This is a genomic window from Agrobacterium sp. CCNWLW32 (genome assembly GCF_037083425.1).
Taxonomy (GTDB): Bacteria; Pseudomonadota; Alphaproteobacteria; order Rhizobiales; family Rhizobiaceae; genus Agrobacterium; species Agrobacterium radiobacter.
In genome coordinates this window covers 23,564-47,156 of sequence record NZ_JBAOJM010000019.1, presented here as the reverse complement: position 1 = coordinate 47,156, position 23,593 = coordinate 23,564, and the positions used below count along the sequence as shown (strand labels likewise).

At 59.3% G+C, this 23,593-nt stretch carries 19 protein-coding genes; 8 read left to right on the top strand and 11 right to left on the bottom strand.

All coding sequences use genetic code 11. The features are described from left to right. Nucleotides 1-82: 82 nt before the first annotated feature. Together V6R85_RS24460 and V6R85_RS24455 are read left to right on the top strand one after the other, a co-directional pair. On the top strand, nucleotides 83-1,363 hold the full coding sequence (locus V6R85_RS24460) for an ABC transporter substrate-binding protein (protein WP_003505538.1): 1,281 nt from the start codon (nucleotides 83-85) through the stop codon (nucleotides 1,361-1,363). Nucleotides 1,364-1,613: 250 nt separating this feature from the next. Then, nucleotides 1,614-3,599 carry a phosphatase PAP2 family protein gene (locus tag V6R85_RS24455; protein WP_112951252.1) on the top strand — a complete coding sequence of 662 codons (1,986 nt, stop codon included), beginning with the start codon at nucleotides 1,614-1,616 and terminating at the stop codon, nucleotides 3,597-3,599. Nucleotides 3,600-3,650: 51 nt separating this feature from the next. Here V6R85_RS24455 and V6R85_RS24450 read toward each other — a convergent pair whose 3' ends face one another. The 5 genes from V6R85_RS24450 to V6R85_RS24430 form a co-directional block, all read right to left on the bottom strand. Next, entirely contained in the window at nucleotides 3,651-4,874 is a 1,224-nt protein-coding gene (locus tag V6R85_RS24450) for an MFS transporter (protein ID WP_112951253.1), read from the bottom strand. Next, nucleotides 4,874-7,303 carry a TonB-dependent siderophore receptor gene (locus tag V6R85_RS24445; protein ID WP_112951254.1) on the bottom strand — a complete coding sequence of 810 codons (2,430 nt, stop codon included), beginning with the start codon at nucleotides 7,301-7,303 and terminating at the stop codon, nucleotides 4,874-4,876. Before V6R85_RS24445 ends, V6R85_RS24450 begins: the two co-directional genes overlap by 1 nt. 107 nt (nucleotides 7,304-7,410) lie before the next feature. Next, nucleotides 7,411-8,379 carry a FecR family protein gene (locus tag V6R85_RS24440; protein WP_112207135.1) on the bottom strand — a complete coding sequence of 323 codons (969 nt, stop codon included), beginning with the start codon at nucleotides 8,377-8,379 and terminating at the stop codon, nucleotides 7,411-7,413. Nucleotides 8,380-8,463: 84 nt separating this feature from the next. Beyond that, nucleotides 8,464-8,970, bottom strand: a complete 507-nt coding sequence (locus V6R85_RS24435; protein WP_060727276.1) for a sigma-70 family RNA polymerase sigma factor — start codon at nucleotides 8,968-8,970, stop codon at nucleotides 8,464-8,466. A gap of 203 nt (nucleotides 8,971-9,173) precedes the next feature. Next, nucleotides 9,174-10,322: an ROK family protein gene (locus tag V6R85_RS24430; RefSeq protein ID WP_112951255.1), complete on the bottom strand. Its 1,149-nt coding sequence runs from the start codon at nucleotides 10,320-10,322 to the stop codon at nucleotides 9,174-9,176. A 150-nt stretch (nucleotides 10,323-10,472) separates the two neighbouring features. On the opposite strand from V6R85_RS24430, the gene V6R85_RS24425 reads away from it, so the two are divergent. Then, complete coding sequence (locus V6R85_RS24425) at nucleotides 10,473-11,372, top strand: glycerophosphodiester phosphodiesterase family protein (RefSeq protein WP_112293391.1); 900 nt, start codon at nucleotides 10,473-10,475, stop codon at nucleotides 11,370-11,372. Nucleotides 11,373-11,460: 88 nt separating this feature from the next. Here V6R85_RS24425 and V6R85_RS24420 read toward each other — a convergent pair whose 3' ends face one another. After that, nucleotides 11,461-12,210: an SDR family oxidoreductase gene (locus tag V6R85_RS24420; protein ID WP_080865043.1), complete on the bottom strand. Its 750-nt coding sequence runs from the start codon at nucleotides 12,208-12,210 to the stop codon at nucleotides 11,461-11,463. A 96-nt stretch (nucleotides 12,211-12,306) separates the two neighbouring features. Between V6R85_RS24420 and V6R85_RS24415 the strand changes: the two genes are divergently transcribed. Next, nucleotides 12,307-13,236 carry an AraC family transcriptional regulator gene (locus V6R85_RS24415; protein ID WP_080867479.1) on the top strand — a complete coding sequence of 310 codons (930 nt, stop codon included), beginning with the start codon at nucleotides 12,307-12,309 and terminating at the stop codon, nucleotides 13,234-13,236. Nucleotides 13,237-13,271: 35 nt separating this feature from the next. On the opposite strand, the gene V6R85_RS24410 is transcribed toward V6R85_RS24415, so the two are convergent. From V6R85_RS24410 to V6R85_RS24395, 4 genes are all read right to left on the bottom strand, one after another. Further along, nucleotides 13,272-13,832 (bottom strand): flavin reductase family protein, encoded by a 561-nt coding sequence (locus V6R85_RS24410; RefSeq protein ID WP_080867314.1) that lies wholly within the window; start codon nucleotides 13,830-13,832, stop codon nucleotides 13,272-13,274. A gap of 11 nt (nucleotides 13,833-13,843) precedes the next feature. Next, complete coding sequence (gene fdxA, locus V6R85_RS24405) at nucleotides 13,844-14,179, bottom strand: ferredoxin FdxA (protein ID WP_087746843.1); 336 nt, start codon at nucleotides 14,177-14,179, stop codon at nucleotides 13,844-13,846. A gap of 104 nt (nucleotides 14,180-14,283) precedes the next feature. Next, the gene (locus V6R85_RS24400) at nucleotides 14,284-14,883 is read right to left on the bottom strand and encodes a superoxide dismutase (RefSeq protein WP_111791516.1); all 600 of its coding nucleotides are present in this window, start codon (nucleotides 14,881-14,883) and stop codon (nucleotides 14,284-14,286) included. Nucleotides 14,884-15,077: 194 nt separating this feature from the next. Beyond that, nucleotides 15,078-18,005: a putative Ig domain-containing protein gene (locus V6R85_RS24395; RefSeq protein WP_112951256.1), complete on the bottom strand. Its 2,928-nt coding sequence runs from the start codon at nucleotides 18,003-18,005 to the stop codon at nucleotides 15,078-15,080. Nucleotides 18,006-18,253: 248 nt separating this feature from the next. Between V6R85_RS24395 and V6R85_RS24390 the strand changes: the two genes are divergently transcribed. Beyond that, complete coding sequence (locus V6R85_RS24390; RefSeq protein ID WP_087747122.1) at nucleotides 18,254-18,613, top strand: VOC family protein; 360 nt, start codon at nucleotides 18,254-18,256, stop codon at nucleotides 18,611-18,613. 223 nt (nucleotides 18,614-18,836) lie between these two features. Here V6R85_RS24390 and V6R85_RS24385 read toward each other — a convergent pair whose 3' ends face one another. Next, a complete protein-coding gene (locus tag V6R85_RS24385; RefSeq protein ID WP_112951257.1) occupies nucleotides 18,837-19,904 on the bottom strand; it encodes a linear amide C-N hydrolase in 1,068 nt (355 codons plus the stop codon). A 138-nt stretch (nucleotides 19,905-20,042) separates the two neighbouring features. Here V6R85_RS24385 and V6R85_RS24380 point away from each other — a divergent pair, with 138 nt between their 5' ends. The 3 genes from V6R85_RS24380 to V6R85_RS24370 all read left to right on the top strand — a co-directional run bounded on the left by V6R85_RS24380 (nucleotide 20,043) and on the right by V6R85_RS24370 (nucleotide 23,578). Next, on the top strand, nucleotides 20,043-20,846 hold the full coding sequence (locus V6R85_RS24380; protein ID WP_087746853.1) for a hypothetical protein: 804 nt from the start codon (nucleotides 20,043-20,045) through the stop codon (nucleotides 20,844-20,846). A 380-nt stretch (nucleotides 20,847-21,226) separates the two neighbouring features. Next, complete coding sequence (locus V6R85_RS24375; RefSeq protein ID WP_111796974.1) at nucleotides 21,227-23,107, top strand: ShlB/FhaC/HecB family hemolysin secretion/activation protein; 1,881 nt, start codon at nucleotides 21,227-21,229, stop codon at nucleotides 23,105-23,107. 18 nt (nucleotides 23,108-23,125) lie between these two features. Then, on the top strand, nucleotides 23,126-23,578 hold the full coding sequence (locus V6R85_RS24370) for a hypothetical protein (RefSeq protein WP_080867317.1): 453 nt from the start codon (nucleotides 23,126-23,128) through the stop codon (nucleotides 23,576-23,578). The last annotated feature ends 15 nt before the right edge of the window (nucleotides 23,579-23,593 follow it).

The window sequence follows — 23,593 nt, the reverse complement described above, 5'->3', positions numbered from 1 at the left end:
CAAGTCGCAAAACATCATAAATCGAATTAGGCAGAGGAGCTTCCATTCGATTTATGAAAATGTTTTCATTGGGAGGATGAGCATGATGAAATTGTTTTCGGGCGTCAGCGCCCTCGTGATGGCCTCCGTCGCCGGTCTTGCGACGGCCCAGGCCGAGACCCGCACGATTACGTTCCTTTTTACGGATGACGACCAGGGTTACGTGCAGCGCATGTCGGAACTCAGCAAGGAGTTCGAGACGGCCAATCCCGGCGTGAAGATCAATTTCGTATCGTCGGGTTACGACGCGGTTTCCAAGCAGCTGCCGGTGCAGCTGGCGGTGGGTGAGGGGCCCGATATCGCCAAGATCACCGACTGGCAGCTCGCGCCCTATTATCTCGATATGCGGCCTTACATGAAGGATGCGGAAGCCTTCGCAAAACTACACGGTTCCAGCCTCGACCAGCTTCGCCTGCCCAATGTCAACGACCCGAAGTCGATCAATGGCTATATGGCGTCGCAGACGCTGAACCTGCCTTTCGTCAACAAGACGCTGTTCGAGCAGGCCGGCGAACCCTTGCCCGGCCCGACCGCCAAGTTCAGCGAGATCGTAGAAGCGTCCGCCCGCGTCGCCAAGGCGACCGGTGTGCAGATCCCCTTCACCATGGACCGTTCCGGCCACCGCTTTTCCGGCGGCGCCTTCTCTTACGGCTCGACCTATGTGAAGGACGGCAAGTTCAGCTTCCCTGATGATGCGGCGAAAAAATACATTGCCGATCTCTTTTCATGGACGCAGAACGGCAGTTTCCCCAAGGAGATGTGGGGTGCGGCCGGCGGTTCCCAGTACAAGAACATGGGTGACGAGTTCGTCAACGGCAATGTCGTGACCTATCTCGCCGGCAACTGGATGGTCAATCCGTTCCAGAACAAGATCGGCGACGGTTTCGAATGGACCGCGATCAATGCGCCCTGCGGCGATGCCGGCTGCTACGCCATGCCCGGGGGCACCGCAATCGTCGGCTTCAAGCGCACCAAATATCCCGAGGATGTCGCCCATTTCATCGAATTCCTCGGCTCCGAAAAGGTGCAGCGGGAAATTGCCGAGAACTATGTCATCCTGACGGGTGCTGAGATCGTCGATCCGCAATACAAGCTGAAGAGCGAAAACGCCAAGGCGGCGATGAAGGTCTTCCTCGACAACAAGAAGAATGTGCCGCAGGCCGCGCGTGAATTCGAACGCGCCAAGGGCGGCAGCGCCATGTATCAGCAGATCGTGCAGCGTATGAGCCAGCTCATCGTCGGTGAATTGACGCTCGACCAGACCTACAAGGTTCTGGAGGATGACGTCGCCAAGATCAACGAGGCTGTCGCGGTCAAGAAATAACGGCACGGCCATCCGCTTCTGGCGGAATGGAGAAGCCGTCGGACGATATGCCCGGAGTGATACTCCGGGCATATTCCGCCGTTTCCCTGCGGAGGCGCGCATCGTCGCCAGGGAACCGCCGCAAGAAGCCGTTCCCGTCGGCCATCGAAAAACTGAAATATGCTTTGTTTAAACCTGACGATGAGGCGCGCGGAACGTCGCGCCGCCTGTTTTCGTCACGCGTCACTCGCTGAAAATCATAGGATTCGTCATGGCCAGACTGAAGATGTCGTCTTTCTTTTCCGCACGCTCGACCCTGCTCGCCTCGGTCGCCTTGCTGTTTTTTGTTCCCGGCGCGCAGGCTTTCGATGCCGTCGAACCGGTGGGGCGGGGTTTTGCCATCACGGTGCCGGAACCGGCCGCGACATATCCGCTGCCGCTTGCCGACAATTATCGCAACCAGACCGGCAAGAATGAGAAGGGCGAGGACGTCCGCGCCTACGACGACCGGGATAATCCGATCATTGAAATCCTCTCCGGTTTTAATCGCATCTGGACGATTGGCGATGAAAAATGGGCCGATGGCGGCGCCAATGGCGATGGCCCGGCGGATTTCAGCCATGTCAAGATCGTTGATCCCGCTGTCTGGCAGGAAAACATGCGCTACGTCCTGTCCGTGACCGGCGAGAACCGCACGCGCGCCGCCGCTTTCGAAGCCTATATGAACGACCGCCGCTCGCAGGGCTACAGCGTCATCGACGGCCTGGGCCCGCTTGCCGCATGGTATCGCGAAGGGGCGGGTGCGACGACGACGATCAATCACACGCCTGCGGATTTCGATCCGAACGAGGTCATCACCCGCAAGGAGGACGACAAGGGCACCGAGGCGGGTGCGGCGGATAGCGAGCTGAAGGATTTCGTCACTTTCATGAAGGTGATCCGCGGTCCGGAAGGCACGACATCGCCGGCCAAATATTTCTATTCCTCACCGCGTCCCTGGCGCATGAACGCCAAGGGCGAGGTGATCGAGACGGGTAAGGAAACGATCGGCGACCGCTCATTCGAAAACTATGACAGCGATCCCGGTGTCATCGTGCCGGCACTGAAATATGTGCGTGAAACCCGCGGTCGCGGCAAGGATGGCGGTTTCCCGAGCGGGCACACCAATGCCGCCTATCTCGCCGCCATCGCTTATGCCTATGCTGCGCCGGAGCGCTTTTCCGAATTGCTGACGGCGGCCTCCGAACTTGGCGAGAGCCGTATCGTCGCCGGCATGCATTCGCCGCTCGACGTGATCGGCGGGCGCATCACGGCAACCGCTATGGCTGCGGCCATGTTGCAGGATCCGAAAAATGCCGAGGTGAAGAAGGCGGCGCATGAAGCCTTGCAGGCCTATTTCACTAAGCGCCTGCCGCAGGGGCAGTCGCTCGTCGATTTCGCCCATGGCGCAGGGCCGGATGCCGACCGCTTTGCCGATGCTGCCAAGAACGTGGCGGATTATCGCCGGCGCATGACGTTCTCCTTCAGCCGCGACAAAGCCGTGGGCGATGATGCGCCGATGGTGGTGCCGAAGGGCGCGGAAGTGCTGCTGGAGACTCGCCTGCCTTATCTCGATGCCGCAGAACGGCGCGCCGTGCTGTTTTCCACCGGCATCGAGGCCGGTTATCCGCTGCTCGATGACAGCAATGGCTGGGGCCGCATCAATCTGGTGGCCGCCGCCGGTGGCTACGGCGCGTTTGACGGCGATGTCGAGGTGACCATGGACGCCGCCGCCGGCGGGTTCAATGCGGCAGACCGCTGGACGAACGATATTGCCGGGGCAGGGCGTCTCGTCAAATCCGGCAGCGGGGCGCTGACGCTCAGCGGTCATAACAGCTATGGCGGCGGTACCATTTTGAGGGAGGGAACGCTGGTGGCGTCGTCTGCCGATGCGCTTGGAACCGGCGATATGCTGGTCACCGGCGGCGCGCTTTCGCTCAGGGGAGGCAAAGACGTTGTCATCGGCGGTGACTATATGCAGACGGGCGGCACGCTGATGCTTGATGCGGAAAAGGCTCCGTTGCGGATCAGGGGCAATGCGGTGCTTGAGGGCGCAACGCTGAAGCTCGTTTTCGATGGCGCTGCACCGGCCGCCGGAACGCGGCTCGACGTTATCTCCGCAAACGGCCTGACCGGAACCTTTACGTCGATAGATGCGGGCACTGTGAAAGTGCGGCCGGTCTATACGGGTTCGGCATTATCGGTGGTGGTCGAATAGGGCGCGACAGTGCGGGCGCGGTCATGCCGCCGCGCCCGAAAGGGTCTCGTTTCAGGAATTCTGCCGCCGCATCAGCAGGAATATGAAGGGTGCGGCGAGCACGGAAACGATGGCGGCAAGCGCGAAGGAGGCCTGATAGCCGAATTTTTCGGCAATCGCGCCGGCACCCAAGCCGCCCGCCATGCTGACGATGCCGTCCGTGCACTGGAAGAGGGTGAAGTCGACCCCGGCCTGCCGTGGGTCTGACCAGCCCATGAAACAGGCGTAGAGCGCTACAAAGCCGATGGACATGATGCCCGAGGAGCTTGCTACCGCAACCGCCATGACCACCCATTGCGAAACGTCGCGATGGACGCTGAAATAGGCGAAGACGCAGAGCAGCGCCGTCTGTACGAAGATGGCGACGAGCAGAACCCGCGATGCGCCGTAAAGCCTGACCAGCGTGCCGCCGAGCAGCGCACCGGCGAAACCGATAATCATGCTGCCGACACCATTCAATGCGCCGATGGTGGCTAGATCAAAGCCATAATCGACCAGAAACGGGCCGAGCATAGCGAGCCCCCATTTCTGTGCGGCGACATAAACGGCCGCGACCAGAAGGCCGGTGCGCACCTCGCGCCGCTTCAGCGCGTTTCTGATGGAGGGCAGGTGATCCCGCGTCTGCACCACCGTTTTTGCCGCCGGGCCGAACAGGAAGGGCAGGGCAAGCAGGATGACCAGTCCGGCCATCACAAGCGTGGCGCTCGTCCAGCCGGACCGCTCCACCAGCACCAGAAAAAGGCCCGCGCCGATGGCCGAACCGAGATAGGAGCCGCCCACCTGTGCGGCATTGCCCCAGCCGTGATGTTCGGCCGCCAGTGTTTCCACCGCATAACCATCGCAGGCTATATCGACCGTCGCGGTCACCAGCGCGATCACCGACAGGATGACGATTGCGACGGAGACCGGCGAAGGGCCGGTGAAGGCGAGGGTGGCGAGGCCGCAGGCGCAGGCGGCGATGCCCGCGCCGACGATTATCCGCGAACGGTTCCTGCCGACCGGCGGCAGGCGGTAACGCTCCACATGCGGCGACCAGAGGAATTTCAGCGCCCAGGGCAGAACGACGAGATAAAGCAGGCCGATCTGGTCCAGCGGCAGGCCAGCGGTTCTGAGCACTGCGGGCAGACCGAGAAAGGTCAGCCCGCCAATGACGCTCTGGCCGACATAAAGCCCGCCGACCGCCACGAAGACGGCGGCGGGTGACGGTCTTGCTGCGAGGGGGTTCTGCTGCAGCATCAGAAACGATACCGGATGCTGCCGACGATCTTGCGACCCTCGTCGTAATAGCAGAAGCCCGTGGTGCAGACCTGCTTGACCTCGTTGAGGAGGTTGGTGGCGTTGACCTGCAGCTTCACACCTTCCAGCGAGGGCAGGGCCTTGCCGAGATCGTATCGCAGCGAGGCATCGACGAAGGTGCGGGATTCATTGTCGAGAATGGGCGTGTGCTGGTTGTCGCCGAAGCTCGATCCCACGTAACGCAGGCCCGCGCCGATGCCGAGGCCTTCCAGCGCGCCGCCCTGGAATTCATAATCGGCCCAGAGCGAGAAGGTGTGGTAGGGCGAGGAATTGAGCTGCCTGCCAACTGTTTCCGACGTCAGCTTGGTGATTTCGACGTCGTTATAGGAGTAGGAGCCGATAAGGCTCCAGCCATTGTCGAGCGAGGCGGTCGCTTCCAGTTCCACCCCGCGCGAGCGCAGGTCGAGCTGCCGCAGCAGGTTGATGCCGGACGAGGTTTCGTAGACCGTGGCATTGTCCTGATCGAGATTGAAGAAGGCGGCGCTCAGCAAAGCGTTATATTGCGGCAGGGCATATTTTACGCCGAGTTCATATTGCTTGCCGACCGTCGGCTGCGCCTGGCCGATGACCGTTCCCGTGGTGATGATGACGCCCGGATTGGCGACGAAGGAGGTGCCGTAGCTGACATAGGGCATCACGCCGCTGTCGAAGACATAACCGAGGCTGGCGCGGCCCGTCGTTTTTGTTTCATCGCCATCATAGGTGGGAGCCGCTGCCGCACCCGCGGTCTGGGACTGATATTCGGTATCCAGCCAGTCGTGGCGGATGCCGGCCGTCAGGCGCCAGCGATCGATTTCAACCTGATCCTGCGCATAGATGCCGAGGGTGTTCATCCTCTGCTTCAGTATCAGCGACACATCAGGCACATAGGTGAAGGTGTCGGTGAAGGGGCTGGCGCCGTTGCCCTGTTTCGACGTGTAGGACATGTGGCTGAAGTCGATACCCGTCAGCAGGGTATGTTTCGCCGGGCCGGTGTCGAATTCGGTCTTCAGGTAATTATCGGCGGAAACGCCTTCATTATCCTCGATGGTGATGCCGGGATAATTGGCGAAGACCCATTGCTGGTCGGCCGAAAGGCCGGAGTAACGCGCCTTGCTGTAGAAGGTAACATTGTCGTTGATTTCGTGCTCGAACTCATAGCCAATACGCCATTGTTTCTGCTCGAAGTCATTAAAACGGGAATCGCCGCCATAGACCGGCGTCGCGCCGGTTGATTTGCCGTCGTTGCCGTAGTTGTTGATGTAACCCCAGGTGCCGCCGGTGGTGCTGTCCATATATTCGCCGAGCAGTGTCAGCTTGGTGCCTGCATCCGGCTGGAAGGTGAAGGCCGGCGCGATGAACAGCCGGTCGTCCTTGATGGCGCTGATTTCGTTACGTCCGTCGCGGGCCACGCCGGTCAGGCGATAAAGCATGGTCTTCTCGTCATCGACAGCGCCGGAAAGATCGAAAGCGCCCTGCACGCGGCCATAGGAGCCATATTGCAGCTCCACCTCGCGCAATGTCTCCTCCGTCGGGCGCTTCGAGATGATATCGACAATGCCGCCGGAGCTGCTTGCGCCATAGATGGAGGCGGCCGGGCCGCGCAGGATGGAGACCGCTTCCACGCCATAGGGCTCAAGCCGGGCGCTGCCGTTCTGGCTGCTGACCTGCCGCAGGCCGTCGCGGAAAATGCCTGTGGTGCTGAGATCGGTGCCGCGCACCTTGAAGGCGTCGAAGCGCGGCTCCGCACCATATTGGCCGATGCGCGCGCCGGGCGTGTAGTTCAGCGCTTCGGAGAGGTTCTGCGGCTTCAGATCGTCGAGCTGCTTGCGGCTGACGGTGGTGATCGACTGCGCGGTTTCGGCAACAGGCGTATCGGTCTTGGTGGCGGTGCGGCCGGATTTGCCGACATAGCCATTGCTCTCGATGATGCCCCTGGCGCCTTCAAGGCCGGTGCCCTGCACGGTGATTGGCGCAAGCAGGGTGCTGCCGGCGGCGGCAGAACCGCCGCCTTCACCGGTCTGGCCGGCGGGATCGAAAATGCGAACCGTATTGCCGCCGGCCAGCGCATAGTTCAGCCCCGATCCGGAGAGAAGCCCGCTGACGGCCGCCGATACGCTGAGCGTGCCCTTGACGCCCGCAGTGCTGCGGCCTCTGGTGATCGCGGAGGGGTAGACCATGCGCAGATTGGCCTGGCGGCCAAAGCTGAGGATGGCGTTTTCCAGCGGCCCCGCGGGAATGGAGACGGTGACGGTCGCGGATGCGCCGCTTGCGGCCGGCGGTGTCTGCGCGCTGGCGGTCGTGGCGCCCGGACCTGCCGCGACGATACCGCCTATGATCGCCGTCGTCGTCAGCCAGAACCAGCCACGTGCCTGCTTGCCCAAATTCATGTCATTCCCTCTCACTCGTGATCATGCCGCCCGCTGAAACGGGTCCTGATTGCCTAGAGTGAAAAGGCGGGTCGCCTCCTGACGTCGGAGCCGCAAAAAAGTTATTTTTATCTGGAGCGGACGAAAACCAGCATTCCGGAAAGCCGTGATACCGAAACGGGAAGGCTTTCTTCGAGAATGGTGAGCGCCTGATCCGTATCCTTCAGGTCGAAAATGCCGGAAACGCGCTGTTTCGCCGCCGCCTCATCGAGAATGACGATACGACCCCGGCGATATTGCGAGAGAATATCGAGAACCTCACGCAATGGCTGGCCGGAAAAGACGAGCTTGCCCTCTCGCCATGCCATGCTGTTGGCAACATCCTTGCGGGCGCGCACCAGCCTGCCGTCGCCACCAAGGGTCACGGCCTCTCCGGGCGTGAGCACGGCGACCTCGGCCCCTGTCGTCACCTCCACCCGGCCTTCCTCCACCTGCACCTCCTGCGGCAGTGCGCCATTGCCGGTGCGGACCGAATAATGCGTGCCGAGCGCTTTTGCCGTCAGCGCTCCATCCTCCACGATGAAGGGGCGCTCCGGATTTTTCGCGACATCAAAATAGGCCTCGCCGCGAAGAAGGGTAATGCGCCGTTCCTTTTGCGAATAATGGACGGCAATTGCCGTGTCGGTATTCAGGCTGATACGGCTCCCGTCTTCCAGCGCCAGCACGCGCGTTTCGCCGATGCCGGTGTAATAATCCGCCTGCCAGCGGTCCTTTAATCCGCTTTTTTCCGCAAACAGCGCCGCAAGCCCGATGAGGCAGAGACCGGCCAGGCCCGCAAGCATCGCCCGGCGGGCCCCTCGGCGTTTTTGCCGCTCGGCCGGCGCAAGATCGATCTCGGCGAGTTCTCCCCAGAGGCTTTGCATTTCCTCATAGGCGGCAGCATGGGCGGCATCGGCCCGCAGCCAGACATGAAACGCCGCGCGCTCCGCTTCCGTCGCATCTTTTGATTGCATGCGCGCCACCCACAGCGCGGCCTCCTCGGCCAGACCGTCATCGGTCAAGCCGTCATCCTTCAGACCGTCCGGGCGCTCATTCATGTCCTGATCTGCCGTTTGTTGCGTGCTGATGTGTATTCCTTTTCCCTTATAGAGTGAAAAAGGATGCGAACACCTGATGCAGGTTTACATTTTTATTTGCACGCGGACCTGACGGCAGTGCAGCAGCGCCTTGATAATGTGTTTTTCCACCATGTTGCGGGAAATGCCGAGCCGGGTGGCGATCTCGCCATTGGAATGGCCATGCAGGCGGCTGAGCACGAAGACCTGCTGGCAGCGTCTCGGCAGGGCCTCGATGGCCCGTGCCATCAAAATCAGGTGCTGCCGTCCGGCGACGATCCGTTCCTGCCCCGGCTCTTCGCAGGCAACGGCAAAACCCGCTTCGTAAGGGGCGAATAACGGCCGCTCGCGCGACTGGCGAATGGCCGTCAGGCGGGCGACGGACCGGGCGATCTGGAAGAGATAGGCCTGCGGATTGTCGATCAGCGTGGCATGCGAGACTTCCAGCGCCCGCAGCAGGGTTTCCTGCATGGCATCGGCGGCATCTTCCCGGTTCTGCAGTCGCCGGCGGAAGAACCGCATCAGGCGGCTTTCCTCCTCGGCATCGAGAACCTGTAACAGGGCTTTGCTCATCAATCGACCTGGTGACGTATTGGCTTGTCGCATGATGCGGCTGCGAATATACGCGCCGCCTCATATCGCAAGAAACATGATTATTATGATCATGTTTACTGCCATCGGGCCTTTGCTGCCAGCCCGTAAAAACCCGGGGGGCAAATTGGCCTCACGTTTCCGTGATGATTGTTGCGGGATTACATCAGGCCGCTTGGACCAGCCTACAGGAAATAGCGGACTCTGAGCGGCAGCAGCGCAGCGCCGATTGCAGAGGGATCGCCGACCGTTTCGCTAAGAACCAGTTTGGCCTCCTTCGGGCCGACGCCGTAACGGTGTTCGCGCTCCGAGGGCATGTGCGTGCGTTCGATCATCATCTGGCCCAGCGCGTGCGGCAATTGCCCGCCGAAGACGATGGCTTGCGGATCAAGAACCGAGATCAGGCTCGCCACCAGACGGTCCACCTGCGGCATGGTTTCGGTCAGCCATTCCTCGACGCCCGGCCATGCGGGGTCGAACTGCTGGTAAAGCGCCTCGATCGAATGGATGTCGACGCCGTTTTTCTGCAGGGTGGTGATCAGATATTGCAGGGCGGGACGTTTGGGCGCTTCGTCCGGGCTGTATATGCCGCTGAATTCGCCGGCATTGCCGTGAAAGCCGTGAAAAGGCTGGCCGCCAAGGATCAGTCCGCCGCCGAAACCGTAATTGAAGGACAGATAGGCGAAGGTCTGGCACCAGGAGCCGACGCCGCGCAGGCTTTCGCCGATCGCGCCAGTGGTGGCGTTGTTTTCCAGCCAGACCGGCAGGCGGAACCGTTTCTCAAGGATCGGCTTCAGGTCCATCAGCGACCAGTCGCGCAGAGGTTCCGGCGCATTAAAGGCGCGGTCTTCCGACACGAAGAAGCCGGACATTGAAAAACCGAGGCCAAGCAGACGCTTGCGCGGGATGCCGCGTTCCGCCAGCAACCGCTCCAGGGCCAGAGACAAGGCGGCGAGCGTCTCCTCCCGGTCCTCCGGAAGCATGTCAAGTTTTTTCTCGACAATCACGTCGCAGCGAAAATCGGCGATGCAGATCACCACGGAGTCGGTGTTGATGGAAATGCCGAGCGAATAGGCCGCTTCCGGCACCAGCTCGATGGTGGGGCTCGGCTGGCCGCGCGTGCCCTTGAGCGGCGCGCCGGTTCGCAGAAGCCCGCGCTCCTGCAGACCTTCGATCAGCCGGTGCACGGATTGCTGCGTGAGGTTGGTGTGGCCGGTGATCGATGCCCGGGCAATGGGGCCGTGGCGACGGACGATATCGAGAATAAGACGCTCATTCTCGCTGGCAAGCGGCTGGCGGTCGAAGCTCTGGTGCGGCGTCTGATCTGTTGTCATGGCCTTGGATAACGGCTGTGCGGGGCGGCGGCAACACGGGGCTTTGGTACACGGGGACATTATTCCCAGCCCTTGTCATAAATAATACGCTTTATGTGTATTAATTGAAGGCGACAAAATCAGCCGACCATGAAACCTGAAAGTCGACCCATGCACCGAACCCTCGCTACCTCCCGAAATACCTCCAATCCCTGCAATGTGCTTGCACTCTGCTCGCGCGACAATCCGGCCATCCTGACCATCGCCCACCGTGGTTTCTGGACTGCTACGGCAGAAAACTCACTTGCCTCCGTCCGGGCCGCGGTTGCGGCGAGTGTCGAGATGATCGAGATCGACACGCAGGTGACGGCCGATGGCAGGCTGGTCGTCATTCATGATGAAACGCTCGACCGCACCACGACGGGCAAGGGGACCGTGAGCGCGCTGCCTTTCGAGGTGGTTCGCGCAGCAAGGCTGAAGGCCGGCGCGGGTGGCGATGCGGCTGACGTGACCTATGAATGTGTGCCGACACTGGAAGAACTGCTGGAAGAGGCACGGGGCAAGATCACCGTCAATATCGACATCAAATTCACCCGCGATCTGCCGCAAGTCATGGAAACCGTGCTGCGGCTCGGTGTTGAAGACCAGGTGCTGGTGAAGACCGATATCGATCCTGAGGCCAGCCGTTTCGAGGTGCTCGATACGGACTGGTTCGGCAAGATCCCGCATATGCCGATGTTTCCGGTGAGAAAGGGCAGGTTTGCCCAGGATCTGCGCCGCATCGAGGCATTGAAGGCGCCGATGATCGAGGTGAAATTCACCGATATTGCCGATCTGGCCGAAGGCCGTGCCGAGATGGAGCGTCAGAATATCCGGTTGTGGATCAACACGCTGGATGTCGCCCATTGCCTCGATTTCAACGATACGCGGGCGCTCAAAGAACCGGAGGCGGTGTGGGGCGCACTCGCCGAGGCCGGCGTCGGTGCGATCCAGACGGATGAGGTCGAAGCTTTCGCCAGCTGGCTGAAGATGGATGCCGGCAAGCATGGGCACGATGAACGAGCGCCTTGAAGGCGCCGTCGCTACCGTCGAACAAGCGACGAAGCACGTCCTTCGCTTGTTCGACGCTATCGCCACACGGTGAAGTCGCTATCGGACGTCACCCCGCCTGAGCCAGCGCAATTGCGTCAGGGCCAGCGGGAAAACGGAGCTGGCCGGACACATCATGAACGGCGCTCCAGATCGCTTCGGCGACGTCCTGTTCGCTGGTCGTCATGGCCGGTTTGGCGAAGCCTTCGAGAATTGGGCCTGCGAAGTCCATGTAATCGTCCGGCAGCAGTTCTTCCAGCGGAAGGATGGCATTTGTCGTGAAACGGGTGGTGGGTGCATAGCCCGGTTCCACCAGCTTCACCCGGATGTTGAAATGACCGAGCTCATGGGCAAGCGAACCGGAGAAACCTTCGATTGCCTGCTTGCTGGCGGTGTAGGCGGCGGCGAGCGGAAAGGACGCGAGCGTGGCGCTGGATGTGACGTTGATGATCGCGCCGGACCGGCGCTTTCGCATCTGGGGAATGATCGCCTGCGTCATTGCCATCACACCAAAGCTGTTGGTGTCGAAGATCGTGCGGATTGCCGACATTGGCGTTGCTTCGAAAGCGCCGACCATGCCGATGCCGGCATTGTTCACCAGCACATCGACCGGACCTGCCGCATCGATCAGGGCCGCGATGCTTTGCCCGTCCGTCACATCCAGCGGCAGGACGCGCAACCGGTCATTATTGCCGCCGAAGCGATCGGGATCCGGACGCCGCATGGTCGCAACGACATTCCAGCCACGCGAGAGGAAAAATTCGGCGGTCGCCTTGCCATAGCCGGATGAGGTGCCGGTGATGAGGATCGTCTTGGTCATCATAAGTCTCCATTATTCGATATGACCTGACATAGACGATGTGTTCTGGATGATGTATGCTCTGGACACCGTAATTCATTATTGATCGTCCAGACAGTGGATCCTCTTAGCGATATCATCGATCTCTTGCGGCCAAGCGCCGCCGTTTCAAAGCCAATCTCCGGCCGGGGCCGTTGGGGTGTGCGTTATCACGCCTATGGCGCGCCGGGTTTTGCCGTCGTTCTTGCCGGTGCGGCATGGGTCATGATCGATGGCCGGGAGCCCCTGCGGTTGACGAAGGGTGATTTCCTGCTTTTACCCTCCACGCCCGCCTTCTCGCTTTGCAGCGATCCCGACGTCGACTCTATTCCGGTCGAGCCGCAGGGCCGGGCGGTGCGGCATGGTGAACAGGAAGGGGAGCCTGATTTTGTCGCGCTAGGCGGAAGCTTCATGTTCGAGCGGGTCAATGCGGCGCTTCTGCTGTCGCTGATGCCCGACCTGATCCATGTACCGGCGGGCGAGGGCGGAGCATCCCGGCTGGCGCGCCTGATCGAGTTGCTGTCGGAAGAATGCGTGCGCGAGGATGCGGGCAAAGAGCTGATCATCCGGCGCATGCTGGAGGTTCTGCTGGTTGAAGTGCTGCGTCGGCCGAACGCGGGCAGCGAGGCAATTCCGGCGGGGCTGGTGAAGGGGATGCGTTTGCCCGGGCTTGCCCGCGCATTGTCCGCCATGCACGCCAATATCCGTGCGAACTGGACCGTGGCCGAACTGGCCGGGATCGCCGGCATGTCGCGCTCGGCTTTCGCAGCGCGTTTTAATGAAATGCTCGGCTGCGCGCCGATCGAATATCTGGCCCGCTGGCGGATGGCGCTTGCCAGAGACGCGCTGATGCGCGGGGTAAAGTCCCTCGATCATATCGCGGAGGAGATCGGTTATGAATCCGCCAGCGCATTCAGCACCGCTTTCCGCAAAAGAAACGGTGTCGCTCCTGGCATCTTTGCCCGCGCAAATGGCGACAGACGCCGACAGCAGGCAATTTTTCTCTAGCAGTTGCCGGTCATGGCGATAAGGGTCGTCCCGGTTTATCGCGAGGGAGGGGCGGAATAGGCGCGTTCGCTCCACAGCAGGGCTTTGCTCAGCGGATTTTTGACGGCTTCGATGATGCCGCCCAGGAACAGGATGTGGTCTGCGGCATCGATGGAACCGACAAGTTCGCAATCCATGGATAACAGCGCATCGGCAAGCCTCGGGTTTCCTGAAGGCCAGATATCCCAGCAGCCGATGGAAAACCGGTCCCGCAGGTTGCCTTTTCCCGCAAACACGTCGGCAACTTCTTCCTGCCCTCTGGCAAGCGCCGAAACAGAGAAGCGCCTGCTTGCGGCGATGAGATCTACCATGCGGCTGCTGGCATCGATGGAGATCATCAGAAGCGGCGGCTCAGCGCTGAGCGGCATGAAGGAGGTGATTGTTCGCCCGACCTGCTCTCCGGCGTGGGCGGCCGTGGCCACAGCCACGGTGAAGGCAAGGCCGGCCATGGAATCCTTGAATTCACGCGGGGAGATCATCGCAGACGCGCAGGCTTTCAGTGGAATATGCGCGTGATTGACGACGCCGCCGGCGATCAGCCTGAAATTATGAGACATGACGTGCCGGGCTACCCGCCCGCTCCCGGATTTTCTGAAAAAATTGATAGTTTTGCTGCAGCACCATTCATGATGTCGGCATTGTCAGGCGGGGACCTTTTCTCGTACACGCGCGGCCAGATGCCGGAATAGTGGCGATTGAGGTCGAGCCAGACATGCAGTCCCGCTTCGGTATCCGGCCGGATCGCCGCGGCGGGACATTCCCCCTCGCAGATACCGCAGTCGATGCACTGATCGGGATGAATGACGAGCATGTTCTCGCCTTCGTAGAAACACTCGACCGGACAGACTTCCACGCAGTCCATGTATTTGCAGGCGATGCAGTTTTCGGTGACGACGTAGGACATGGGGACGCTCGAATGGAGTTGCAGCCGGACGGCGGCTGTCCGGCTGCGCCTGATCCGACCGGCCGCCCAGGGCAGCGGGACCAGCCGGATCTGTGGGGCTCAAATCAGAGGCGCGTGGCGACCGCCTGCCAGTTCACCAGTTTGTCGAGGAAGTTTTCGAGGTATGCGGGGCGCTTGTTGCGGAAATCGATATAATAGCTGTGTTCCCAGACATCGCAGCCTAGCAGCGCCTTCTGCCCGAAGCACAGCGGGTTGACCCCGTTTTCGGTGCGGGTGATTTTCAGCGAGCCGTCGGTATCCACCACCAGCCACGCCCAACCTGAACCGAACTGGGAAGCGCCGGAGAGGGCAAAATTTTGCTTGAACAGCGCAACCGAGCCGAAGGACTGTGTCAACGCGTCTTCCAGCACCTTCGGTATCGCGTGGTTTTCCGGCCCCATGATTTCCCAGAAGAGATTGTGGTTCCAGTGCTGGGAAGCATTGTTGAAGATGCCGGATTGTGCCACCACACCCTTCTCATAGGTGCCCCGGATGATCTCTTCGAGGCTCCTGTTTTCCCATTCTGTACCGGTAATCGCCTTGTTGAGATTATCCACATAGGCCTTGTGGTGAAGATCATGATGGAACTTCAGCGTCTCCTCGGACATGCCCGCGGGGGCGAGCGCATCATGGGAATAGGGGAGGTCGGGAAGCTGGAAAGCCATGGGGTGTTCCTTTGTCACTGTTTGCTCAAGGGCACGAAAAAAGCCTTGCGAAAACAAGGTGACAATATGTCTAGAACTTCAACCATGGTTGAGGTCAAGCGGTTTTTTGCGCCGTCAAGAAACGCGCGCTGTCGGGCAGGTTTCGTCATTCCAGCCCGCGGGCGGCGGCTTTGGTTTGCCTTGGGTCTCGCGCTCTAGAACTTCTTGCTGACGCCAAGTTTCGCGCCGGCCGATGTTTCCCCATCACCCTCGAAGTTGAGAAGCAGTGCTGCATCAACCGACCAGTTTTCCACCGTCTCCATGGAAACGCCGGTTGTGATGGAGCCAAACGCGCCGGTTCCGTCGAGACCTGAAACACCGACCGTACCGCCGAATTTCGGCGTGACGATCGAGCCGTTCTCAAGCGCCACCTGACGGGCGACCTCCGCGCCGAGGCTGACGCGCAGCTGTTCTTCCCGGAAACCCTCGAGATCTATCCTGTCGCCGGCGCCATTCGCCACGGCGTAATCGTCAACGGTCTCGGAAAAATAGACACCGCGTAGCTTTGGCGTGAAGGTCGTGACGTCATCGATATCCCAGCGTCCGGAAATCGATGTGTCGAACAGCCAGCGTGTGGTGTCGAAAGAGCCGTCCCAGAAGGGCGTATCAATGTCATTCGCGGAGCCACCGTAGAGAAGGCTGCTGTTCCAGAAGATTCCCTTTGCGATTTCCAGTGACGCATTGGGTCCGACGAGCCATCCGTTACCGGTCAGTTCGTTTTCGCCATCGGTGGGGTCGGTCATCCGGTCGAAATGGAAGGAAAAACCAAGCAGGGCTTTGTCGGAAATCAGGTAGTCCGCGCCGGCCGAAATCTTGGCGAAACTGCCCCACTTGCTGCCGGATTCCTCGCGATTGTGGACGAGGAACGTACCGTCGAGCCAGATATTGAATTCCGGCAGTTCGCTCTCCGTCACGCCGTCGGCCTTGTTGCGCGCAGCTTCGATCTGGGCCAGGCTGGTCGAGAAACCAAACACCATTCCGTCACCGGACGGTGCCGCACTGGAGGTCACGGCCTCCGTTGCATTGGCCATCTGCCGGCGCTCCAGAAGGCCAGGTATCTTGACGGTTGAGGCGATGAGGTTCTGTCTCGTGCTGACGAAACCATGCACCAGGTCGTTGATCTCATTTGCCACCTGAGCGGCGTCATAACCCAGCTTGTAGGTGATGGTGCCTTGATTGGATGAACCAAGGGCACTGGTGAGGCGAAAACCAACCCGTGCCTGACCGGAAAACGCAGAGTTTGGAATGAATTTCAGATAAAAGCCGGTTGCCTGCGGGCCGTGTGCCTGTGCGAACTCGCCATTGACGATGCTTGCCCTGCCCGCATTGGGCGGACTTACGAAGGTCAGGTCCGCTGCGGTAAACGGGCCGCCGGTTGCGCCTGCGGCAAGATTGACATTGGGCGGCGCCGCGCCGGGGGCGACGGAAATTTCCCTGTCTGTCACATTCACCTCGCGCGGGGTAACCTTCAGCGTATAGGCGGCTGAGAGGGCGTCGCCGCGGGCGTCGCGAACCTGGACCGTAAAGCTGTAATCGCCTTCAGTCTCGGTTTCGAGCGGTCCTGTCAGTTCGCCGGTCGAGAGGTTCAGCACCAGGCCGCGCGGCAATGTTCCGCCCGCAAGACTGTAGATGAGCGGCGCGGTGCCGCCGGAGGCCGTAATCGCCTGGCTGTAGGCTTCGCCGGCCATTGCGTCTTTGAGCGCGCCGCCGGCGGGCGACAGGGAAAGCGCGCCCGGCGGCGGTGTTACCGTAATCGTAATCGTTGCAGTGGAACTGCCGGCAGAGTTGCTCGCCGTATAGGTGATGCTGTCGGGACCGGAATAGCCGCCGGCAGGGCTGTAGGTCAGCGCGACGCCGGTGACCGTTGCCGTCCCGTGCGACGGACCTGCAACAACGATGATCGTATCAGCCTGACCACCGGACAGGTTCAGCGGGACAGGATTGCCGCTGCTGTCGGCTGCCACGGTCACTGCGCCGTCGGTTGCGATCGGCGTAATGTTTATCGGGTCGTAGGTGACGCTATTGTCCGAACTTGTGGACGCCTCGTTCCCAAGTCCCGCCGGTGTCGTCACGCTCCCCGCCGGGATCGTTGCCGTGACGGTTCCCGCCCCGCTCATGCCAGAGACCGCAATGCTGTAACTGGGGCCGGATCCCGTTATCGCCACGCTGGTGGCGCCGGCGGTGCCGGAAAGCTGAACGTCTGCAGAAGAAAAGCCCACAATGGGTTTGTCAAAAATGACGTCGAACATGATTGGAGAACGGGACGTCGGGTCAGCCTGGCTTGCAGTCTGGTTGATCGTGACGGTCGGTTTCGTCTCCACCGTGTGGTTGGAGCCGGAGCCGGTTCCCGTGCTGCAACCGCTGCCGCCCGAATAGGATGCGCTTATCGGATAGGTGCCGGATGCGAGGCTGGAGGTGCGAAACGTTGCTGAAGACGCCGCACTGACCGGGGCTGTGGGTGACAGGCCGAAACTTTCCGATTGCGACCCGATCGAAATGGTGACACTTCCTGGAGGCGATTGGCCGGCGTTACAGCCCATTGAGGAAACCGTAGCAGTGACGGCTACTTCCTCTCCGGGCTGGGAAGGGTTTGGTGACGATGTCACCGAAATGATAACAGGTCCCCCTGCGGCAGCACGGACCACCACCGTGTTGCTTGTCATGGTCACGCTGCCGTTGCCGCCAATTCGCGTACCGGTGAAGGTCGCAAAATCAGAGAATTGCCCCGACATAACATCGAGGGAATCCACAGAGTAGGTTGCGGTGCATGTCAACTTGTTCGGGTACTCGAGACCGCCGCCAAGGCTCGGACAGGACACACTTGCACCCTTGATCGAGGTTGAGGTGGGATTGATGCCCGTAATAGTGTAAGAACCGGGGTCGATAACGTAATCAAAACGGATCACGTCCCCTTCGGCATTAAATGTCGCTGGCGAGGCCGAAACCGATACAGACTGGGCCAGGCTTGCCGTTACCGAAAGGGTGACGAGCGCCAGAGAGAGCGACGCCGTCTTCAGGATCGCGTGAAAACTCGACGCCGCACCATGGGCAACATCATTCCACCAACTACGCCCGCTGCCCATATGCCCCCCAGCATTAGAACGTTCGAATATGCAGGCATTGTGCTAAGGATGATTGGAAGTGAGAGTCAACCTGTGCGTGAATAAATCGCAGGTGATTTTTGATATTTACGGATAGCGTGTCGTTTTTGCGCCATCTGAAAGCGAGAAAGTCAGTGAACTCTGGGCAAGATGGTTTTGCTTTGCTTCTGGTGGTTTGAGCTGAAACGATGACGACTATCGCGTTCGTTCTCACATGGCGGGAGGAGCTCATGGCCAGAGCCGTTGGAATTGGTGGCGTATTCTTCAGAGCAGCAGATGCTGCCGGTCTGGCCGAGTGGTATGAAAAACATCTCGGCATCGACGATCTACATAAATCCGTGTGGCATCAGGAGGCTGGGGTGACGATTTTTGGGCCTTTCGCTAGAAATAGTGAATATTTCGGTCGTGCTGAACAGCAATGGATGATCAATTTCCGGGTGGATGATCTCGATGCTCTTATCGCGAAGCTCACGGCAGATGGCGTCGAGGTTGAAACACGCGCCGAATGGGATTCGGAGGTGGGACGCTTCGCAAGGATACATGATCCGGAAGGTAATCCGGTGGAATTGTGGGAGCCCGCTCGGAGCTGACGATATTTGTGCCCCGCACGGATCTAACTGGAAGGTGAGTGCTTTCCCTCGCGCCAGGGTTGACGCCGGATCGATGGCCGCGCTGTTTCGATATGGGCTTCCGAGGAGGGCGGTCGCTCAGATTGGGATAAACACAATTCTGAGCGGCAGATTCTGATCTCTGTCCGGCGCGTCATGCCTTCTCAATCAATTGCTCATATGCCTTGCTGCACGATCGGCGCCCTCAAAGCCCAAGAAACTTGAAAGGTTCGGTGTCCTTCAGGCTCTCATTCGCCATACCCGAATAGATATGGATCTGATTGGAGCCGAGATCGAGTTTCTTGACTGCGCCGGTTTCTTTCGAGAGATCGAGTTTCGTCATGTCGATCCAGAAGATATTAGGCGTCAGCGCCGATTCGAAGAAATAGAGTTTGCGTTTATGATCTATCACCGTGCGCCAGCGGGTGGAGGAAATATTCGGCTGGTCCGGCGTGGTGATGCCGTAGGGAACGGAGACGTTGCGGATAACGCTGAAGACGCTCGCGATGGCTTCGACAGGGTTCTCGCTCTTGGGAATGGCATTGGCGTAGAAAGAGGCGCGGGCAAACCGGTCCGATGCGCGGTTGGTGCCCGGCAGCATGACAGTACCGCCGATCTGCTTCCAATATTCGTTGAGCGCCAGCTGGTGGTCGAAGGTCGGCGAATTGGTCATCACCTGATACTGACGGCCGTGATGGATGACCTGCTTGCCATCGATGTATTCAACGATTGCGCTGTCGCCGCTCGCATCCGAAAGGGAAAGGTGCAAGGTCGCCAGGCGTTCTTCGCCCGGCACATTGTCGGTCACGATGGTGAAGGGGTTCTTCTCGAGTGCGCTGACCGCCTCTTCGACGGTCGCGAAATTATCGAGCACATATTGCGCCCAGGCGGCGATGGACAGGCCCGGAGTTTTTCCGTCATAGGCGGGGTAACTCGACTCGACAAGCCAGAGGACGTTTGCAGCAAGTCCGGCTTCATTCATGCCGTCTGTCGTGGAAATATCATAGCCCGACGCGATGACGCTGCCATATTTCGAGGTCCATTTGACCGAATTCGGGCCGGCCTCGCCGGAGCGCTCCATGCCGCGGGGGAAGACCCAGATATTGGTTCCCACATCCGTTTTCCAATCCATCGACCGGGCCGTCATCACTTGATCATTTTCGCCGAGATACACGAATCGCGTACAGGCTTCGGCAACCGATGTGGTCAGTGTCGCGACAGACAATATTGCGGCAGTGCAGGCGGAAAAAATCGGCAAGGTCTTCAGGCGCATGGAAAAGCCTCCGGTGCTCGCGACGCAAGATACAGCGTATGATAGAAAATCGGACTTGTTGGCGAGAGTCAAATAGGCTTAGCTACGGGCGTTAGTTGGGGGAAGGAATTGCTAAAATTATCAGTTTTTGCGGCCGTTATGGCTTTTTCTGCAACCTCAGCCGCAGCTGCAGACGACGTTGTGGCCGCGCCTGCGAAGGGTGATGGCGGCACCGATTGGGCGTTTCAGGCCACGGGTTATCTCTGGGCGACTGGTTTGAATGGCAACGTATCGCCGTTCCGGCGTGCACCGACGCTCCATGTGGAAAAATCCTTTTCAGATGTCGTGGATGATCTCAATTTCGGTGGGTTCCTCAACATCTGGGGGCGTTATGACCGTTTCGTCCTTTCCGGCGATTTGATGTACGTCGATACCACCGACAGCAAGGCGGCCGGTCCGTTGCCGGCGCTGCAAATTCCGGGTTTACCAACCTTGCCGGCCGGTGCCGCCATCGATGCAAATGTGGACACACAGGAATTCATGGCGACCCTTCAGGCGGGTTACCGAGTCATCGATGCTGACGGATTCTCCCTCGACGCGCTTGCCGGCGCGCGCTTCTGGCACATTTCCAATGACGTTGCGGTCACCGCCAGCCATCCCTTGATCGGCAGCGCTTCCGCCAGCCATAGGGAGAGTTTCGGATGGGTGGATCCGGTCATCGGCGTGCGGGGCTTTTTCAGCCTAACGGACAAGCTGTCCGTTCAGGGACAGGTGGATATCGGTGGTTTTGGAGCGGGATCAGATCTTACCTGGTCAGCGCTCGCAACGGTCAACTACATCTTGACCGACACATTGTCGGTCTCGGCGGGCTACAAGGTGCTCGATGTGGATTACTCACACGATGGTTATGTTTTTGATTCCCGGCTGAGTGGACCGGTTGTCGGGTTGACCTACCGGTTCTAGTCATTGACATCACGTTGTCTCGCCACCTTTCATATCCCATCTGAGAAACAATTTTAGTTTCCCCTTAACTTTGGTTTTCATGCGGTCTTGCAGACAAACGCGTGTTGAAATAACTTCTGGTTGTTGCTTGACTCGAGAAGCCGCAGGGCTGGAAATTGGTTGGATCGCGCTTAAAATTCACGGATGAAAAATGATGTCCATGCCATAGTGTTGGTATGATTGATGATTGCGTGAATTTTCAATGTGTGCGGTTCTTCGAGCAGATGACTCGAGGCTATCGTCTCGTAAGGAAAATTACTACTTTAACGCTTCTTGGATCAGATGAACTGATCTATGCACCCGGTAGGGGATCGACAGCAAGGACAGCTGCAGAGTGAAGCATGGGCGGCATTGCCGCAACAATCTTCATTTCAAATGCAGGCCTCCGAAATATGCCACTTGCTGCTTTCATTCCTGGTTTCCGACGGCTAGTCCCTCCTGACTTTTGTCTCGCAATTGCCCCGGCCGCTCAAATCTCGGGGAATTCCCCGAGGAGCGCAGCGAATAGTTTCAAGCTTACATTTGCCATTTCGATTTTTGCAAGCCTGCTCGCGTCGGGGCAGGCAACTGCACAATCGCCCGCCGATGATTTTTCCCGCAGGCAGGATCAGCAACAGCAGTTGCAACGGCTTGAGAACCTGAAACAGGTCACGCCTGATAGCGTCATTAGCCATGGGGACCGGGCATCAAGAGGCGACGCGAAGTTCACTGGTCCATGCTTTAATATCTCGCGTGTAGAAATCGAAGGTGCGACAAGGCTCTCCGCAGCTGAACTAGGAAAAATTACGCAGCGTTACAACAATCACTGCATCGATGTTGCGGATATCACGACCTTGCTCAAGGCCATCACCGACGTCTATCTCGACAGAGGATTCGTTACGTCACGCGCCTATGTTCCCCCACAGGATATTGCCGGAACACGCTTGCTGCGACTGGTCGTCGTTGAGGGAACGATCTCGGATATCTACCTTAATGGCCACCCGGTCGCGAGAAACGGCGCATTCGCGACGGCTTTTCCCGGCGTGAAGGGTGAGGTCGCCAATATTCGCGATATTGAACAGGGGCTGGACCAGATCAACCGGCTGTCATCGAACGACGCGAAAACCTCGATGTTGCCGGGCAAGGAAGATGGAACGTCTATCCTCAATGTCGAGAACAAACCCGCCAAGCGCTGGTACGCGAGCATTTCCAACAACAACCTCGGTCAAGAGAGTACCGGTTACTCCCAGACCAATGTTTCCGTCGGCTTCGACGACCTGTTGGGCATCAATGATCAGTTGGGGTTCTCCTATGGGCGTAGCGGTCCGGACTACCCTTGGGACGACGATGGCCGCGGGCACAGCAACAGCTATTCGGTTAATACAAGCGTACCTTATGGCTACTGGACGTTTTCAACGAATGGCTCCTGGTACGAATATGACAGCACCATTCCCGGCAATTTTGGGCCGATCGAAACCTCGGGCAATTCCGGTCAGGTTGGATTTGGCATAGATCGCGTCATTCTGCGCGACAAGGATTCCATCACGACCCTTAGAGGCGGTCTCACCTACAAGCAGACCGACAACTTTCTTCTCGGCAATCGAATTGAGGTGGGAAGCCGTCGATACACGATTGGCAGTCTGGGCTTGTCGCGTTCACAGAGAATTCTGGGTGGCGTCGTCGCTCTCGATTTTGCCCTTGATAAGGGTCTTGATCTCTTTGACGCCGTGGAGGCCGGAGAGCCGGGGGCGGGCACGGCGGATCCCCGGTTTTTGAAATTCAACACTACCGTCAGCGCGACGCGGCCGTTCGAGGCGGCTGGCCAGCGGTTGGAATTAACGACGCTCCTCAATGCCCAATATTCGCCCGATAACATGTTTGGCGCAGAACAGATCGGGCTTGGTGGCTCCAGCAATGTACGCGGCCTGAGGGAAAGCGTCATATTCGGTAACAACGGATTTTTCAGCCGCAACGAACTGGTTTGGCGGACAATGCCATGGGAGGGCACAAGTCTGGCGCCCGTTCTGGGCGAATTACGCCCATACCTGGCCCTCGATTATGGCCGCGTGTTCTCGCAGCATCGCTTCGATATTCCAGACGGCTATCTCGCGAGTTGGACCGTTGGTGCGAAACTCGTTGGGGGAAACATCAGTGCCGATTTCGGCTACTCCCAGGCATTTTCCAGCAGCGTCAGTAACGGACGCGGCAATCTCATTTTCGCCAGCGTGACGGCACGCTGGTAGGCTTCAAAAGAGAATATTATGGTCAGATCTTCTTTTCACACCCCCAAATTGTCTGTCGTATTCGCGCTGGTGGCGACTGCCAGTGTCGTTTCCGGTTGCGGTGGCCGGGCAGCGCATCCGGTTGCCTCGACAAACCCTGCCGACAGCGCTTTCGATTGCGCCGGCATCAAGCGCGAATTCGAGGCTAACGAACGGCAGGTCCTGGCGACGGTGAAAGAACGATCCGATGCGCAGGGTAAAAACGTCGTCCTCGGTGCGACAGGTGTTCTTCTGTTTTGGCCGGCTCTTTTCTTTATGGATCCGAAATCGCCAGAGAAACTGGAGATCGACGCATTGCGTAACCGCAATCAGGTCCTTGGCGAGATTGCCAAAAGCAAAAAATGCCCGGCCCCGCAGTCGAAGCTGGCGGATGTCTACAAGAAACTCGACGCCAAGCCGTCCCAGGCCGACACGAGCAGAAAAGACCGCTAAGCCCCAAATTCCGTC